This window comes from Bacillus sp. FSL M8-0063, assembly GCF_038005545.1.
Classification (GTDB): Bacteria; Bacillota; Bacilli; order Bacillales; family Bacillaceae_G; genus Bacillus_A; species Bacillus_A wiedmannii.
Window position 1 is genome coordinate 46,358 of sequence record NZ_JBBOTJ010000001.1, and the last position, 16,671, is coordinate 63,028.

Genomic DNA, 16,671 nt, shown 5'->3' on the forward strand with positions numbered 1-16,671 from the left:
GGTGGAGTTTTTTATTATATAAACAATCCAGCGATTGTTGCAGATAAGATAGAAGCAAGTGTTGATGCAAATAACATTTTCCAACCGAATCTAGATACGACACTTCCCTGTTTTTCAGAAAGAGCACGGATTGTCCCAACGATCGCACCAATTTGGCTAATACTTGCGAAGCTAATTAAGAATACTGTAACGATTCCAACTGTACGTGGAGATAATGTTGATGCAACACCTTTTAAATCAAGGATTGCTACAAACTCGTTTAATACGATCTTCGTACCCATAATTCCACCAGCTGGGATAATATCTTGAGTTGGAATACCCATTAAGAATGCGAATGGAGCAAGTATATAACCGAAGATTTGTTGTAAGGTAACAGCATATCCCATTGCACCTGAAGCTGCGCTAATTACGTAGTTTACAACTTCCATCACACCGATGAAGGCAATCATTAATGCAGCAACGATACCAGCTACTTTTAAACCATCAAGCGCACCGTTAATCATTGCGCCGATAAAGCTGTCTCCGAATAAAGTTCTATCAAATTTTTGAATCACTTCATCTTCTTTCTTCGTATCAACTGGTGTTAATAGCGAACAAACGATTAAGCTTGAGAATAAGTTTAGTGGAAGAGCTGCTAGTACATATTTCGCATCTAACATCATTACGTATGATGCTGTAACAGAAGCAGAAACGGAACTCATTGCAGAACAACAAATGATGAACATACGGTTTTTGTTAAAATGCTGTAAATCGTTTTTAATAACGATTAACGCTTCACTTGAACCGAAGAATACAGAGTTTACTGCGTGGAATGACTCGACGCGTGGTAAACCAGTAATTTTTGAAATTGCACCGCCGACAACGCGAACGATGAATGGTAAAACACCTAAATAACTAAAGATAGAAAGTAGTGCTGAGAAAAATACGATAATTAATAATACATTTAAGAAAAAGACAAAATCTCTTTGAATTCCATTAAAGAGAAAATCGACACCTGTCGTACCAAGTTTAATTAGTTTGTTGAAAACTTTACTAATGAAGATGATAATTTGTTGACCAATTTTTGTGCCAAACATAAACCAACCGATTAAAATTTGGAAACCAATCATAATAGCAATTGCACGGAAGTTGATTTTACTTCTATTGTTTGACAAAGCAAAGCATAAACCTAAAACGACAAGAATACCGATAATGCTCATTACATATTGCATGTAGTTGCCCCTTTCAGAAGTTCGTATAAAGTTTGTACATAAAACGCTCGTTATATTACTAAAAATAAAACAAAGAGGTTTTATGTCATACGTAAGATGTCTGACCTTTTAGAAAAATAAAAATAAAAAAAGACCCATATGGATTCACTTTCATCTATGAGAGAAAGCTAATCAATATGAGTCCTTTTTTGCACATAGGCTAATATTCATTAGTTTTCCCCATAGTCCAGCAATTTAAGGTTGCCGGGTAGAAACTCTCGATCCATATTATCGAATATATATGAGGTAACATCGTCCGTATTAAATTAGTAGTAGCGTAACATTAACAGAGAACTATCGTCAATAGCTTTTTTTCTTCCGATAGAAATAGACCATATAAGTATGATAAAATGTAACGCAGTGTTATGAAAAAGAGAGGTCGGAAAATGAGTACAAAAATGACGCCACCAGTTGAAAAAAATGATTTTATAGATGTAGTATTTGAAGATTTAACCCATGATGGTGCCGGTGTTGCGAAAGTAAAGGGCTATCCTATTTTCGTTAAAAACGGATTACCAGGTGAAGAAGCACAAATTAAAATTATTAAAGTGAAGAAAAACTTCGCATTTGGTCGTTTAATGAAGCTTCATACAGAGAGCCCATATCGTAAAGATGCAGAATGCCCAGTGTACAATCAGTGCGGCGGTTGTCAGCTTCAGCACTTAACATATGAAGGACAATTACAAGCGAAAGAAAAACAAGTACGTGACGTTATGCAGCGCATTGGCGGATTAAGCGATGTTCCTGTGCACCCTGTACTTGGTATGAAGAACCCATGGGTATACCGTAACAAAGCACAAGTACCAATTGGAGAACGTGAAGGTGGACTTGTAGCTGGTTTCTATCGCCAAGGAACACATGACATTATTAATATGGAATCATGTTTAATTCAGGCAGAAGAAAACGATACATTAATCCAGGAAGTAAAACGTATTTGTGAAAAACATGGTATTTCGGCATACAACGAAGAGCGTAATAAAGGAACACTTCGCCACGTAATGGCTCGTTACGGACAAGTAACAGGGGAAATCATGCTTGTCTTCATTACTCGTACAGCAGAATTACCAAACAAAAAAGCAATCATTGAAGAAATTGCAGCGAAATTCCCAGAAGTAAAATCGATTGTTCAAAACGTAAACACGAAACGTACAAATGTAATCTTCGGAGACACAACGACAGTACTGTACGGATCCGAATACATTTATGACTTTATCGGTGACATTAAATTTGCAATTTCAGCACGTTCATTCTATCAAGTAAATCCAGAACAAACGAAAGTACTATACGATAAAACGTTAGAATATGCAAAATTAGATGGCAACGAAACAGTAATTGATGCCTATTGCGGAATTGGATCAATTTCCTTATTCCTAGCGCAAAAAGCGAAAAAAGTGTACGGCGTTGAAATCGTCCCAGAAGCAATCGAAGACGCAAACCGAAACGCAGCACTAAACAACATGACAAACGCTGAGTTTGGCGTAGGAGAAGCAGAAGTAGTTATTCCAAAATGGTACAAAGAAGGCATAGTCGCCGACACAATGGTCGTAGATCCACCGCGTAAAGGTTGTGATGATGCACTACTAAACACAATCATCGACATGAAACCAAAACGCGTCGTATACGTATCATGTAACCCAGCAACGTTAGCACGTGACTTAAAAGTACTAGAAGAAGGCGGATATAAAACGCAGGAAGTACAACCTGTTGATATGTTCCCGCATACGACTCATGTGGAGTGTGTGGCTTGGCTTAAGTTGGTATAATAGGAAAGCAGTTGATATAGGAGAATCTATACCATCTGCTTTTTGGTTTATTGAGAGTTTGAAATTGTATTCATAGTGAGAGGATTTGAATTTGAAATGATAGATAATTTTTGGCGTGATTTACCACGACCATTTTTCGTACTTGCACCAATGGAAGATGTGACAGACGTTGTTTTTCGTCACGTAGTAAGTGAAGCTGGTAGCCCAGACGTATTCTTCACAGAGTTCACAAACTCGGATAGCTATTGTCATCCAGAAGGTATGAAAAGTGTACGTGGCCGTTTAATTTTTACAGAAGATGAACAACCAATCGTGGCGCATATTTGGGGAGATAATCCTGAATATTTCCGTCAAATGAGTATTGGTATGGCAGAGTTAGGATTTAAAGGTATTGATATTAACATGGGTTGCCCTGTACCGAACGTAGCATCAAGAGGAAAAGGTAGTGGTCTTATTCTACGTCCAGACGTTGCGGCAGAACTTATTCAAGCAGCAAAAGCGGGCGGACTACCTGTCAGTGTAAAAACACGACTGGGCTTTAAAGAATTAAGCGAATGGGAAGATTGGTTAACACATATTTTCAAACAAGATATTGCAAACCTTTCTATTCACTTACGTACAAGAGAAGAAATGAGCCAAGTCGATGCGCACTGGGAGCTAATTCCGGAAATTAAAAAATTACGTGATCGTATTGCACCAAATACGCTAATAACAATAAACGGAGACATCCCTGACCGTAAAACAGGGCTAGAACTTGCTGAAAAATATGGCATTGATGGCGTTATGATTGGAAGAGGAATCTTTAAAAATCCGTTTGCTTTCGAAAAAGAGCCAAGAGAGCATAGCAGTAAAGAACATTTAGATCTTTTAAGACTACAACTTGATCTTCAAGATAAATATGCAGAAGTACTGCCACGCTCCATCACAGGGCTTCATCGCTTCTTCAAAATTTATGTAAAGGGCTTCCCTGGAGCTGCTGAACTAAGAAATCAATTGATGAACACAAAATCAACTGATGAAGTACGCGCATTACTTGATAAGTTTGAGACGAGTGTTAATGTGGTAGAAGGTAGTGAAACAGTGTAACTTTTGAAAGTTACACTGTTTCATTTTAATTAAGGTAAACCGTATCATAAGTAAGTGAGGTATTCTATGTAAAAAAGGGTAAGAAAAGAATACAGGAGAAAAGTGAAAATGGTAGGTTGGTCTTGATTTTCAATGATAGTATCATGTTTATTTTATTATGCCTATAATTGGAGGCCATGTGAATGTTAAGTGATCAGGCGAGATATTCTAGGCTCGCGAATATAACAAAAATAATAAATACAAAATTAGAACTACGTGAAGTATTGCAGCGTGTAACAATGGCGATATCAGAGGAGATTGTTAAGTGCAACGCTGTTGGAATCTATTTACCCCAGGAAGATGGAACATTTAGAGGGGTTGCAGGAAAACCAGAGACAATAAATGGCGTAACGCTCGATACTCAGGTAATTGATCCTGAAATAGACTTACTGGCAAAAGAAGTTATTGAAACTAAAAAAACCATTTATATTCCTGATACATCAAAGGATCATCGGCCGGATCCGAGACCAGTTGCTGCGTTCAAAATTAAGTCCTTATTAGCTCTACCTATCTCATTTGGGCAAGAGTTATTTGGTCTGGTTTTTTTATTTGATTATGGAATTCCAATGAACTTAACAAATTCAGAAATTCAAAGTGTTGAAGCTTATGTAAATATGGCTGCGGTCGCAATTCAAAACGCAAATAATTTAACACAAAAGGAAAACCTTATTGCCGAGAAGCAGCTGTTACTAAATGTTACCCGTGATTTATCAATGTGTTCCTCGATACAGGAGAGTTTTGATAAATGTTTTCTTTACTTAGGACAGATTTTAGAGAGTAAAAACATGGCAGCCCACCTTTTAGCCCCCCTAGACAAAACAACGATTAAAACAACGAAGTTAAGCAAGAACTGTGATTGGACAGAAGCGGATTGGATGGAGAAAAGCTATGAAGCTAAGATCCAAGAGGTTATTCAAACAAAAAATATAGATAGTAAGGGTCTACTGATGATTCCATTGGTTTCAATGGGAGAAGTATTAGGGGTAATCGTCGTTGGCAAAGAGGGAAAAGCTCACAATTATGGTAATTCCCAAATGCAACTGGCAAAATCTATCGTTGATGCCACAGCGCCTACGTTTTCCAACTTGTTATATATGGATCGACTTGAAAGCATGGTGGAAGAGCGAACGAGAGAACTAGCTGTTGCTAATGAAAAAGTTACAAGTGTTATTGAAAGTATTACGGATGGATTTTTTACTTTGAATAATACATGGGAATTTACGTACGTAAATAAGCATCAATATTTTCCACAAAGAAAAACAGCAAAAGATGTATTAGGTAAGAATATATGGGAGATTTTCCCGAGTAGCGTGGACGAAGTTATGTATAAGGAACTTCATCGTGCAATGTCAGAGCGAACTACAGTGTATTTTGAATTTTTTTCTACCTCTGATGAATATTGGCACGAAGTTATTGCATACCCGTATGATGATGGTATTTGTTGTATTTTTAAAAACATAACGGAAAAAAAGCAATATGAGCAGGAATTGAAAAGGTTATCGAACATAGATTTAATAGGGCAAATGGCAGCAGGTATCAGCCATGAGATTAGAAATCCAATGACAACAGTACGAGGATTTTTGCAGTTATTAAAAGAAGAGCCCACCTATGAGAAACATAATAAGCACTTAAATTTAATGATTGAAGAACTTGACCGTGCCAATTCTATTATTACTGAATTTCTCTCAATGGGTAATACAAGGAAATCGGATTTGCAGATGTTAGATTTAAATTCAATTATCCGCGATATTATTCCTTTAATAAAGATTGATACGTATAATCAAAATAAAGATATTCAAGTCGATACAAATGACATTCCGGAATTACTGTTAAATCGTAATGAGATACGGCAATTATTAATAAACCTATATCGTAATGGCTTAGAAGCGATGGGCACAGAGAAAGTTCTAACCATTAGCACCTACAAAGAAGGTCGAAATTGTGTGGTGCTTGCAGTGAGGGATCAAGGAAAAGGTATCAGGCCTGAAGTATTAGAGAAACTGGGTACTCCATTTTACACGACAAAAGATAATGGAACTGGATTGGGGCTAGGCATATGTTATGCCATTGCTGCCCGTCATAATGCAAAAATAGAAATTCAAACAGGATCGGAAGGCACGACCTTTTTTGTTAAATTTAATCATGAAAATAATGAATAATAACCTCATTTAGATTAGTTACGGTGAACCGTACCACAAATAAAAAGTAAAACCTAAGTAAACATAATCAATCTATTTCACCTGGATTTTGCGTAACATTTACGTTTGAGTTGCCTACTAAATTAGAGTTGCATAAAAAGAAATGGACTAACCTATATCAGGTTAGTCCATTTTTTAGTGTGTTAATTAATAGTAAATCCCCATCTTTTTTTGCTTTATTACTATCATCCTTAAAGGAAGGAGTTATCCGACTACCAACTAAAATACTTTTTACAGTATTTGATTGAAGGCGTTTCTATCGATAGGACCTTTCTTAATTTCTAATACAATAAATTCGTTATTAGAAATATCTCTTAATAAATAAAATCACCCCCATAAGCATTAATCCACCTAAGACTACAAAACCTCCCATTAAAATGTTAAAGTAGTAACTTGACGACATTAATTTATACATGCTAAAAGCATTACTATAATCAACATTTCAGGAGGAAAAACAATGGCAATGAGCAACAACGATATATTAAAGAGAGTAAGGTACGCTTTAGATATAAGAGATATAGATATGGTAGAAATCTTTAAACTTGGTGGTATGGAAGTAACGAAAGAAGACGTAGTTGATATGCTTACAAAAATAAAGAGAGCACCTCAGCATGAATCTGAAAATGATGATGTAATAGAAGATGAGTACGTATTAACATGCGACATGATGATGTTAGAGGCATTTTTAAATGGATTTATTACTTTAAAAAGAGGGAAGCAAGATCCGAAACCAGGACAACCGGCACCTGTACAAAGCAAAGAGAGTGCGAATAACCTTCTGCTAAAGAAAATGAAAATCGCACTATCTTTAACGAGTGAGGATGTACTTGATATATTAGATAGCGTAGGCGTTATAGTAACAAAGGGAGAACTAGGCGCACTATTAAGAAAAAAAGGCCATAAAAATTACAAAGAGTGCGGCGATAGATATGCAAGGAATTTCATTAAGGGATTAGGTGTAAAGTATAGAGGGTAATGAGTCCGATGAATTGGTAAATGATATAATAGGTAGAGTAGGGCTTTTGTGTCCTATTCTTTTTTATTTGTAAAATAATACACTAGGTGATGAAATGGTACATACATATTTAGGTGAGACAATTAATTTTCATATAACTTATAAAAAGAAAAAGTCGGTGCGTCTTTTTGTAGATTCGTACGGAAATGTGGAAGTGCAGGCTCCAAAGGGAACACCTGTTGAATACTTAGTCCAGTTGCTAGAGGAGAAATGGGATTGGATTCAGAAAACACGTAAGGAAATGCAAGAGCGAGCGCTTGGACCACAGGAAAAGGATTATGATCAAGGAGAGGGATTTCTGTATTTAGGAAGTACGTATCCGATACAGATTTCTCAAGATGCAAGTATTACGCAAGACAATGCAGTATTTGAAGGGAATAAGCTACATATTTATGTGAAAGAGCTTAAGGATGAGAAAATACAACAAGCGTTAAAACGATTTTACTATAAGCAGTGTAAGTCATTAGTAGAGAAGAGTATTAAAGTGCATCAAAGTAACTTCAAAACAAAACCGCGTTCTATTCGTATTACAGATAGTAGTCGTACGTGGGGAACTTGTGATTCAAATTTACAACTAACATTCAATTGGAAGCTAGCGATGGCACCACAGCAAGTAATTGATTACGTAGTTGTTCATGAAATGTGCCATATGGTTCATTTAAATCATGATCGATCTTTTTGGCGTCTTGTCGGGAAAATAATGCCCGATTATAAGGAAATGGAGAATTGGTTAGCGTTATCTAGTTGGAAGATGACGGTTTAATGGTGAACTTTATATAGGTTGCGATTATTATCAATACTTGTCGGTAAGTCGATATATTTCAAAAATCGCTGATATATTTGGAGTTACAATCGATATGTTCAAAAAAACGCTTATATAATTTCATTTACCAATGCATTTTTCAATGAAGAGAAAGTAAAAGGAGATGTCACAGCAGACATCTCCTTTTTTTCAGGTATATAAATCATCGTCTAAACTTCACAACAAAATCTCCGTCTACTTTCTCCATTCCATACCCACGATAACCGTTCGAAAGTAAAGCCTGCTGTCCAACAGCGTCACTCATCGGAACACTCTTAACATCCGTCCAATTTCTTTCCTTGCCTCCACGCAATTCCTTCACAAAAACATACCGCATACTCCCGCCATATTTCGCCTTCAATGCAGCAATCTCCATTCCTTGCGCAAACTTATCTTTTAAACTTGGAATGTTAAAAGGAGCAACGGTGCAGCAAACGTAATCGTATTTGCTATCTTTGTTTTGTAATTCGTCCATGATGACTGTCGCTAATATTTTTTGCATCCCATTTCCTCGGCTGTTCGGGTGAACATTTGAAATTTCTTGATAGATGACGCGATGTAGTTCGCTTTCTGCTATGCCAATATCAAGTCCTAAATGTTCGTCGTCGATAGGAGGGACGAGTAGGGCACGAAATGCGATGAGTTTGTTCTCGATAAAAGCACCGATCATCATACCGTTTCCTTCTAGAATGTATTGAAACTCTTCTAGCGAGAGTGGTTGTAAGCGACTTTTATCTTCTAGCGCCTTAACTACAACGTTTTGTAGTGATAAGATGTGTTCGATATGCTCAAGTGATAGTAATGTAACGTGAAATGACTCGTTATTTTGTTTTAATGCTCCTTTGTATAGAACTGTCATGCGTTAGTCCTCCTTTAGCGTACAACGTCTTGAAAGACGGTTAGTTCTTGTAATGTATCTTCATTTATTTCAATGCCGAGTCCTGGCTTTTCGTTTAAGCGAATAAATGGTACGTCGTAATGTAAGTTTCCGATGTCTTTCGTGAACTTTAATGGACCTGTAAGTTCAACGCTCGTAATGATTTTTTTCGAGAAAGCGACATGGAATCCTGCGGAAGAGGCAACGGATGATTCGACCATGGATCCAACTTGGCATTCAATGCCGACCATTTCTGCTTGATGAGCGAGTTTTACAGCGGGATATATGCCGCCGCATTTCATTAGTTTTATATTTACTTTATCAGCCGCATCTAATTTAATGATTTGGCGCATTTCACGAGAACCTTTTAATCCTTCATCAATCATAAGCGGAAGGTCTGTTTTAGAACGAATGTGAGCCATTGCGTCAATATCGTCTGCGACAACAGGCTGTTCAATCCAGTCGATGTTTAAATGACCTAATGAACGAAGTGCCGTTAATGTGTTGGCGCTATTTTTCCATCCTTGGTTTACATCAACACGAATCGCGATATCATTTCCTACACGTTCACGTACCGCTTCAATTCTTTTTACATCTTCTATTACATTCGTACCGACTTTCATTTTGAAAGATTGGTAACCTTTTTGAATCATAGAGGCAGCCTCTTCAGCCATGTCTTCAGGTTCGGCAATACTTAAGACGTGAGTGACAGGAAACTCTTCATGGTAGCGCCCGCCAATTAATTGATATACAGGTTGATTTAGTTTTTTGCCCATTATATCAAAACAAGCAATATCTATTGCGGCTTTTGCAGTAGGAACACCGTAAATTGTATTGTCCATTATATCGTGTATTTTCTCGATATTCATTGGATTTTGCCCAATGAGCGCAGGAGCAAGTGTATGTTTTAAAGTATGGAAAGTACTTTCCCATGATTCGCCTGTAACGTGATCATCAGCGACGCCCTCACCGTATCCGATAATGCCTTCATCTGTTTCCATTTTGACGATAATGGAAGGCATATCAGAATAAGAACCATAACTAATAACAAACGGATCGCGAAGTGGTAAACGAATTGCGTAAAGATGAATAGCTGTAATTTTCATTAGGTAGAGACCCCTTCCTGTTTACAATAGTTTTGTACATTTGATATAGTTGACGTTAAATAGTCGTTAATTAATGATAAGGAGTTAGAGAAATGATGATAAAAATTGCAGTTGTCGGTTCAAAAGAGTTTATGGAGACACTTTTACCTGTCGCTCATAAACTAGAAGAAATAGAGATTGATCCATATATTTACCTTCATCCGGCGGAATCTTCTGAACTTTTAAAGCGTTTAAAGCCTTGTGATTTCATCTTTTTCTCAGGTGCTTTACCTTATTATATGGCAAAAGAAATAAGAGAACAATTACGAATTCCAAGTACGTACTTACAGCAAGACGAGACAACGGTCGTATCTTCCATTCTTTCTGTCATGTATCACCAAGGTATTCAACCACATAACATTTCAATTGATTTAGTAGACCGCTCATTCATTACAAATGTGTTCCATGATATCGGTATAAAAGAAAGTCCGCAAGTGTTTGATTATGAAAATATGCTGTGGAGTAAAGATGAAATAAAGAGAGTTATTGATTTTCATGTAACTAAACATCGATCTGGGGAAGCTCATTTAGCTTTAACTAGTATTCATGCTGTCTATGATGAACTTCAAAAAATAGGTATTCCTTCAGAGCGTATGATAGATCTGAAGCAATCGATTATAAATGGGTTAAAAGATGCGAAAATAAAAGCTGAGCTAGCGAAAAGCCATTCAGCTACTGTTGGTGCTTGTATGATTTCTTCTTTAGAATTACGAGAAGGTTTGCTTGAGCAATTAGATGTCATTTCAAAAGAACTGCGTGGTTCATTTAAAAAAGTTGATGAAATGACGTTCATTTTGTATACGACTCGTGGTGATATTGAATCGATTATAAAAACAAATATGATAAATAATTTATTTGCTAGTATAAAAGGAACGATAGCTATTGGGTTTGGTTACGGAAAAACTGTGAAGGAAGCAGAGCAAAATGCTAAAATCGCTCAAAGTTTCGCGAAGAATAATCCAATAGACCACTGTTTTTATATACTAACAAGTGATAAAGAACTATTTGGTCCGTTCCCGAAAGAACAGAGAGTACAAAGTTTGAAGAATGAAAACCCGGAACTCATGAAAATAGCGAAGGAAACGAAACTGAGTCCAGCAAACTTATCAAAAATTATTCAATTTAGTCAATCACATCCGTCATTGAAGTTTACAGCAGCGGATCTTTCTGAATACTTACAAGTGACTCGGCGATCAACAGAAAGGTTATTAAAGAAACTAGTTGATTATGGGTATGCTCATATTTGCGGCGAGGAAATGCCCTATCAACAAGGGCGCCCTCGCGCAATATATGAAATGAATTTACCGGTATCTTTAAGCTTCTAGTTGTGCCTTTTGTTTTTTTAGTAGTTCCGCTTTTTCAATGTCTGATAGTTTCGTAATTGTGAGACCAGTTATGCCGTAAATGATTGAAATAATAGGTACGATGAAATTCAATATAGCATAAGGAGCATATTCGAATGCGCCAACTCCAAGTGTTGCGAGTATAAATACACCACATGTATTCCAAGGTACGAAAACAGAAGTTAATGTTCCGCCATCTTCTAATGCTCTGGATAAATTTTTAGAATGTAGTCCTTTTTCTGTGTATGCATTTGCGTACATTCTTGAAGGAACAACAATTGAAATATATTGTTCAGAGCAAGTAAGGTTGGTTGCAAAGCAAGACGCGATAGTAGAAGCGATAAGTCCTTTTGCTGATGTCGCTAATTTTAAAATTTGATTTACAATTGAGCGAAGAATACCAGTATGTTCTAATACTCCTCCAAAAGTCATAGCGACAATTGTCATAGAAACTGTATTCATCATCGAATCTAAGCCACCGCGGTTAAAGAGTTCGTCTACTAGCTTGTTGCCAGTGTCTATGACAAATCCATTTTGGAGTGCACCGACAGATGCGGAGACAGAACCACCTTGAATAAAGACTTGTGATAAAAATCCTAAAATAATACCTACGAGAATAGCTGGTATAGCAGGAACCTTTTTAGCGACCAATACCATAACGACTACAGGTATGATTAGTAGGAAAGGTGAGATAACAAAGTTTTGTTGCAATACTTGTAACGTTTGATCGATACCTTTTGCATCAATATTGTTATCGCCGAAGCTTCTTCCTAAGAAAGCATAAACGATAAGAGTAATAATTAAACCTGGAATTGTAGTAAATAACATATGACGAATATGTGTGAATAGATCTGTATTTGTTAATCCTGCGGCTAAGTTTGTTGTGTCTGAAAGCGGTGACATTTTATCGCCGAAATAAGAACCGGAAATGATAGCACCGGCAACCATTGGAGCTGGGATTCCCATACTTAGGCCAATCCCCATTCCTGCAACACCAATTGTTCCCATTGTAGACCAAGAGCTACCGATAGCTAATGCAACAATAGAACAAATAATTGTAATTGAAACTAAAAATAGTGATGGAGTTAAAAGATTTAAACCGTAATAGATCATTGTTGCGACGATTCCGCCGCCAATCCAAGCACCGATCGTTAAACCTACTAGAATAATGATAACGATAGCGGGTAATGCGAGGCGAATTCCTTTATACATTGCTTCTTCGATATCGTGCCATTTGTAACCGTAACGCCAAGCGACGATAGAAGCAACGGTTGTACCGATAATAAGTGGGACGTGAGGGCTTTGTTTTAATACAACAATTGTAACCATCATAACTGCAACTGTAATGATAATAGGGATTATTGCTACGCCAAAAGGTATTTCTTTTTTCATAAACTGCCTCCTCATTATGTATGTTTGTATTTTTAGAATTGTCGCAAAATAGACGTTATTAAATTATAATAACTAAAAATTGATATGAGCGTCAATAAAAAACAGAAAATAAGGAATGTTCTATCGTTATGAAGTGAGTTGTCGATCGTATTTAAAAATAAACAATTGACTTTTTTCTTAAAATTCAATATGTTCATAAAAACATCTGTTTTTCATAAGTATAATTAACCTGAATGGTTTTGGAATTTGGGAAGGAGAATGTAGCTTTGAAAACATTAGAACTACAAGAGCGGTTAACTGAAATTTTTCAGCATTTACATGAAAACCCTGAAGTGAGTTGGAAAGAGTATGAAACGACAGCGTATATTACTAACTTTTTAAAAGAAGAAGGAATTTCATATAAAATATTTGATGATTGCCCAGGCGTGATTGCTGAAATTGGAAGCGGAAATCCAGTTATTGCAATTCGTGCCGATATGGATGCACTTTGGCAAGAAGTGGACGGAGAGTTTAAAGCGAATCATTCATGTGGTCACGATGCTCATATGACAATTGTGATGGGGCTTATTTTACAATTGAAGAATACGAGATGGGATAGCGGTACTGTTAGATTTATTTTTCAGCCGGCAGAGGAAAAAGGAAATGGTTCTCTAAAGATGGTAGATAAGGGTGCTGTGGATGATGCTGATTTCTTATTTGGTGTTCATCTAAGACCGATTGAAGAACTACCTTTGAAACAAGCTGCCCCATCTATTCGTCACGGAGCAGCAGGATTTTTAGAAGGAACGATTCATGGAGATGATGCACATGGGGCACGCCCACATCAAGGGATAAATGCAATTGATGTCATTTCTATGATCAATATCGGTTTGAAAAATATATGGCTACCACCGCAAAGTTCATATTCAGTGAAGATGACAAGGTGCCAGGCTGGCGGGGATAATTTGAATATTATTCCGGGTAACGGGCATTTTAGCTTAGATGTTAGGGCAGAGAGTAATACATTATTAGAAGAATTGAAGAAAAAAATAGAGCATGTAATAGAATCGGCCGCATCTATGGGATCGAAAACCTCATACAAATGGATCGACCTTGCACCAGGAGCTGAAGTGTCAGAAGAAGCTGAGCGCTTTATGCGAAAAGGCATTCTTGAAGTGTACGGGGAAGAGGGATGCACTGGACCACTGTATACGACAGGAAGCGATGATTTCCATTACTACACAGTGAAGAGACCACATTTAAAAGCTGTCATGCTTGGGCTAGGGGCCAACCTACAACCTGGATTACACCATCCATATATGAAGTTCGATCATAGTTGTATTATGGATGGAGTAGAAATATTGAAACAAACTGTATGGAAAGTATTAGAGGACAGGGGCTAGAGAGCTCCTGTTTTTTTGTAGTAATTTGTCGTTAAGTCGATATATTGAAAAAATCGTTGATATATTCTAAGTTACGATAGATATATTCAGAAAATCATTTATATAATTTTACGTACCAGTAAACTTGATGCAAAATGAGTCTCCAGTACATGGTGTATAATAATAAGTACCATTTTCTAATAGGAGAAGACGAATGAACGAACAATATTACGATGCTGTATTACATATAAAAACTGTCGGTGAGCAAAAGGGCTTTAATAAATCTATGCATTATCACCGTTATGAACCGACGCCATATAGCGGATTAGATGAGTTATTGAATCAATATGAAATAAGAAGTAGCGACCGAATTGTAGATTTTGGGTGCGGAAAAGGACGATTAAACTTTTACATGCACCATAAGTGTGGTGCTTCAGCGGTTGGAATTGAAATGAATGAAGAGTTTTATAAAGAAGCAATGGATAATCTAGAGCGCTATGCACGAAAGGTAAGAAACAGTAAAGATAAAATTGGGTTTGAATGCTGTTTAGCGCAAGAATATGAGATTGATTCACGTGATAACCGGTTTTATTTCTTTAATCCATTTTCTGTACAAGTATTTATGAACGTAGTAAATAACATTTTACTTTCGGTAGAAGAAGCGGAGAGAGAAGTGGATATTATTTTATACTATCCTTCTGAAGATTATATTTTCTTCTTAGAGAACCAGACTGCGTTTGAGCTGAAGAGGGAAGTAAGGTTGTCGGGTGCTTATGAGAAGAATGGGAATGAGAGATTTTTAGTTTATACATTAAGAATATAAAAAAGCAGGTGCCTTGGCACCTGCTTTTCTTTACTCACGTCTATATACTTAGTTACGGATTAAGTAATCAAATGCACCTAAAGCTGCGTTTGCACCTGAACCCATAGAGATGATGATTTGTTTGTACGGATTATTTGTACAGTCACCTGCTGCAAACACTCCTGGTACGTTTGTAGCGCCGTGCTTGTCTGTTACGATTTCACCGCGAGCGCGTTCAACTGTTTCGCCTAACCAGTCTGTGTTTGGCACAAGACCGATTTGTACGAATACACCTTGTAATTCAACGTGATGAACTTCTTCAGTTTCACGATCGATGTAAGAAATACCGTTTACTTTATCAGTACCAGTGATTTCTTTCGTTTGAACGTTTTTCAAAACAGTTACGTTTGGTAAGCTGTTAAGACGCTCTTGTAATACAGCATCAGCTTTTAATTCTGGCATGAATTCAAGAACAGTAACGTGCTTAACAATACCTGCTAAGTCGATAGCTGCTTCAATACCAGAGTTACCTCCGCCGATAACAGCTACGTCTTTTCCGATGAATAATGGACCGTCACAGTGTGGGCAGTATGCTACACCTTTATTTTTGAACTCAGCTTCACCTGGTACGCCAACGTTACGCCAGCGAGCACCTGTTGAAACGATTACGCTCTTACTTTTCAGAATAGCGCCGTTTTCAAGTTCCACTTCAATAAGTTCTTTTTTCTCTAAACGTTTTGCACGTTGTAGATTCATTACATCGATGTCGTATTCTTTTACGTGCTCTTCAAGACTTGCTACTAGCTTAGGACCTTCAGTGCGTTTTACGCTGATGAAGTTCTCAATACCCATAGTATCCATTACTTGACCACCGAAGCGCTCAGCAACGATACCAGTACGGATGCCTTTACGTGCTGCATAAATCGCTGCACTTGCACCAGCAGGGCCGCCACCAACAACAAGAACATCGTATGGATCTTTATCAGAAAGCTCTGATGCATCTGGACCGTTACCCATTTTAGCTAAAATTTCTTCAAGTGTCATACGACCGCTTCCGAAAGATTCGCCGTTTAGGAAAACTGTTGGTACTGCCATGATGTCTTTGCTTTCTACTTCCTCTTTGAATGCAGCGCCATCAATCATAGTATGTGTAATACCAGAGTTTAGAACGCTCATTACGTTAAGAGCTTGTACAACATCAGGACAGTTATGACAACTTAGGCTGATATAAGATTCAAAATGATATTCGCCTTGAATGTTTTTGATTTGATCGATTAATTTTTGTTCAACTTTTGGAGCGCGTCCACTTACTTGTAGTAAAGCTAACACTAATGAAGTAAATTCGTGTCCTAATGGAATACCAGCGAATACGACACCAGTGTCTTCACCAGGGCGATTTACGCTAAAGCTTGGTGTTCTCTCTAATTCAACTTTTTCTACTGTAATCTTAGATGACATAGTAGCTAATTCGTCTACTAGAGCTAACATATCTTTAGATACGTCGTCGTCTCCAGCGCTTACTTTAAGTAAAATATCGTTCTCCATTAACTGAAGGTATTGGGATAGTTGTGTTTTTATATCTGCATCTAGTATCATTT

13 protein-coding genes and 1 riboswitch are annotated in these 16,671 nt (G+C 37.2%); of the genes, 8 read left to right on the top strand and 5 right to left on the bottom strand.

The annotated features are described in order from the left end of the window. Positions 1 to 14 precede the first annotated feature (14 nt). Entirely contained in the window at positions 15 to 1,211 is a 1,197-nt protein-coding gene (locus MKX31_RS00225) for a NupC/NupG family nucleoside CNT transporter (RefSeq protein ID WP_001200511.1), read from the bottom strand. Between the two features lie 202 nt (positions 1,212 to 1,413). Beyond that, positions 1,414 to 1,515, bottom strand: a riboswitch (purine riboswitch). A gap of 121 nt (positions 1,516 to 1,636) precedes the next feature. Between MKX31_RS00225 and rlmD the strand changes: the two genes are divergently transcribed. The 5 genes from rlmD to MKX31_RS00250 all read left to right on the top strand — a co-directional run bounded on the left by rlmD (position 1,637) and on the right by MKX31_RS00250 (position 8,114). Continuing rightward, on the top strand, positions 1,637 to 3,013 hold the full coding sequence (rlmD, locus tag MKX31_RS00230; RefSeq protein ID WP_088046907.1) for a 23S rRNA (uracil(1939)-C(5))-methyltransferase RlmD: 1,377 nt from the start codon (positions 1,637 to 1,639) through the stop codon (positions 3,011 to 3,013). Positions 3,014 to 3,109: 96 nt separating this feature from the next. Next, complete coding sequence (locus MKX31_RS00235) at positions 3,110 to 4,099, top strand: tRNA dihydrouridine synthase (RefSeq protein ID WP_088046908.1); 990 nt, start codon at positions 3,110 to 3,112, stop codon at positions 4,097 to 4,099. A 182-nt stretch (positions 4,100 to 4,281) separates the two neighbouring features. Continuing rightward, a complete protein-coding gene (locus tag MKX31_RS00240; protein ID WP_340979675.1) occupies positions 4,282 to 6,297 on the top strand; it encodes a GAF domain-containing sensor histidine kinase in 2,016 nt (671 codons plus the stop codon). A gap of 496 nt (positions 6,298 to 6,793) precedes the next feature. Continuing rightward, on the top strand, positions 6,794 to 7,312 hold the full coding sequence (locus tag MKX31_RS00245; RefSeq protein WP_064477190.1) for a YehS family protein: 519 nt from the start codon (positions 6,794 to 6,796) through the stop codon (positions 7,310 to 7,312). A 94-nt stretch (positions 7,313 to 7,406) separates the two neighbouring features. Further along, the gene (locus MKX31_RS00250) at positions 7,407 to 8,114 is read left to right on the top strand and encodes a M48 family metallopeptidase (RefSeq protein ID WP_048560153.1); all 708 of its coding nucleotides are present in this window, start codon (positions 7,407 to 7,409) and stop codon (positions 8,112 to 8,114) included. Between the two features lie 202 nt (positions 8,115 to 8,316). Here MKX31_RS00250 and MKX31_RS00255 read toward each other — a convergent pair whose 3' ends face one another. Together MKX31_RS00255 and MKX31_RS00260 are read right to left on the bottom strand one after the other, a co-directional pair. Continuing rightward, positions 8,317 to 9,012, bottom strand: a complete 696-nt coding sequence (locus MKX31_RS00255; protein ID WP_088046910.1) for an N-acetyltransferase — start codon at positions 9,010 to 9,012, stop codon at positions 8,317 to 8,319. A 14-nt stretch (positions 9,013 to 9,026) separates the two neighbouring features. After that, on the bottom strand, positions 9,027 to 10,136 hold the full coding sequence (locus MKX31_RS00260) for a mandelate racemase/muconate lactonizing enzyme family protein (protein WP_064477193.1): 1,110 nt from the start codon (positions 10,134 to 10,136) through the stop codon (positions 9,027 to 9,029). Between the two features lie 92 nt (positions 10,137 to 10,228). Between MKX31_RS00260 and MKX31_RS00265 the strand changes: the two genes are divergently transcribed. Then, on the top strand, positions 10,229 to 11,500 hold the full coding sequence (locus tag MKX31_RS00265) for a hypothetical protein (RefSeq protein WP_064477194.1): 1,272 nt from the start codon (positions 10,229 to 10,231) through the stop codon (positions 11,498 to 11,500). On the opposite strand, the gene nhaC is transcribed toward MKX31_RS00265, so the two are convergent. Beyond that, positions 11,489 to 12,910 carry a Na+/H+ antiporter NhaC gene (nhaC, locus tag MKX31_RS00270; protein ID WP_064477195.1) on the bottom strand — a complete coding sequence of 474 codons (1,422 nt, stop codon included), beginning with the start codon at positions 12,908 to 12,910 and terminating at the stop codon, positions 11,489 to 11,491. The genes MKX31_RS00265 and nhaC overlap by 12 nt on opposite strands. 266 nt (positions 12,911 to 13,176) lie before the next feature. On the opposite strand from nhaC, the gene MKX31_RS00275 reads away from it, so the two are divergent. Further along, positions 13,177 to 14,292, top strand: a complete 1,116-nt coding sequence (locus tag MKX31_RS00275; RefSeq protein ID WP_064477196.1) for a M20 peptidase aminoacylase family protein — start codon at positions 13,177 to 13,179, stop codon at positions 14,290 to 14,292. Between the two features lie 193 nt (positions 14,293 to 14,485). Then, complete coding sequence (locus MKX31_RS00280) at positions 14,486 to 15,094, top strand: SAM-dependent methyltransferase (protein WP_088046911.1); 609 nt, start codon at positions 14,486 to 14,488, stop codon at positions 15,092 to 15,094. 48 nt (positions 15,095 to 15,142) lie between these two features. On the opposite strand, the gene ahpF is transcribed toward MKX31_RS00280, so the two are convergent. Further along, positions 15,143 to 16,669 carry an alkyl hydroperoxide reductase subunit F gene (gene ahpF / locus MKX31_RS00285; RefSeq protein ID WP_000599491.1) on the bottom strand — a complete coding sequence of 509 codons (1,527 nt, stop codon included), beginning with the start codon at positions 16,667 to 16,669 and terminating at the stop codon, positions 15,143 to 15,145. Between the last annotated feature and the right edge of the window lie 2 nt (positions 16,670 to 16,671).

Excerpts from the sequence above, each read along its gene's own strand:
- MKX31_RS00225 (WP_001200511.1), bottom strand. The coding sequence starts at position 1,211 with ATGCAATATGTAATGAGCATTATCGGTATTCTTGTCGTTTTAGGTTTA.
- rlmD (WP_088046907.1), top strand. The coding sequence starts at position 1,637 with ATGAGTACAAAAATGACGCCACCAGTTGAAAAAAATGATTTTATAGAT.
- MKX31_RS00235 (WP_088046908.1), top strand. The coding sequence starts at position 3,110 with ATGATAGATAATTTTTGGCGTGATTTACCACGACCATTTTTCGTACTT.
- MKX31_RS00240 (WP_340979675.1), top strand. The coding sequence starts at position 4,282 with ATGTTAAGTGATCAGGCGAGATATTCTAGGCTCGCGAATATAACAAAA.
- MKX31_RS00245 (WP_064477190.1), top strand. The coding sequence starts at position 6,794 with ATGGCAATGAGCAACAACGATATATTAAAGAGAGTAAGGTACGCTTTA.
- MKX31_RS00250 (WP_048560153.1), top strand. The coding sequence starts at position 7,407 with ATGGTACATACATATTTAGGTGAGACAATTAATTTTCATATAACTTAT.
- MKX31_RS00255 (WP_088046910.1), bottom strand. The coding sequence starts at position 9,012 with ATGACAGTTCTATACAAAGGAGCATTAAAACAAAATAACGAGTCATTT.
- MKX31_RS00260 (WP_064477193.1), bottom strand. The coding sequence starts at position 10,136 with ATGAAAATTACAGCTATTCATCTTTACGCAATTCGTTTACCACTTCGC.
- MKX31_RS00265 (WP_064477194.1), top strand. The coding sequence starts at position 10,229 with ATGATGATAAAAATTGCAGTTGTCGGTTCAAAAGAGTTTATGGAGACA.
- nhaC (WP_064477195.1), bottom strand. The coding sequence starts at position 12,910 with ATGAAAAAAGAAATACCTTTTGGCGTAGCAATAATCCCTATTATCATT.
- MKX31_RS00280 (WP_088046911.1), top strand. The coding sequence starts at position 14,486 with ATGAACGAACAATATTACGATGCTGTATTACATATAAAAACTGTCGGT.
- ahpF (WP_000599491.1), bottom strand. The coding sequence starts at position 16,669 with ATGATACTAGATGCAGATATAAAAACACAACTATCCCAATACCTTCAG.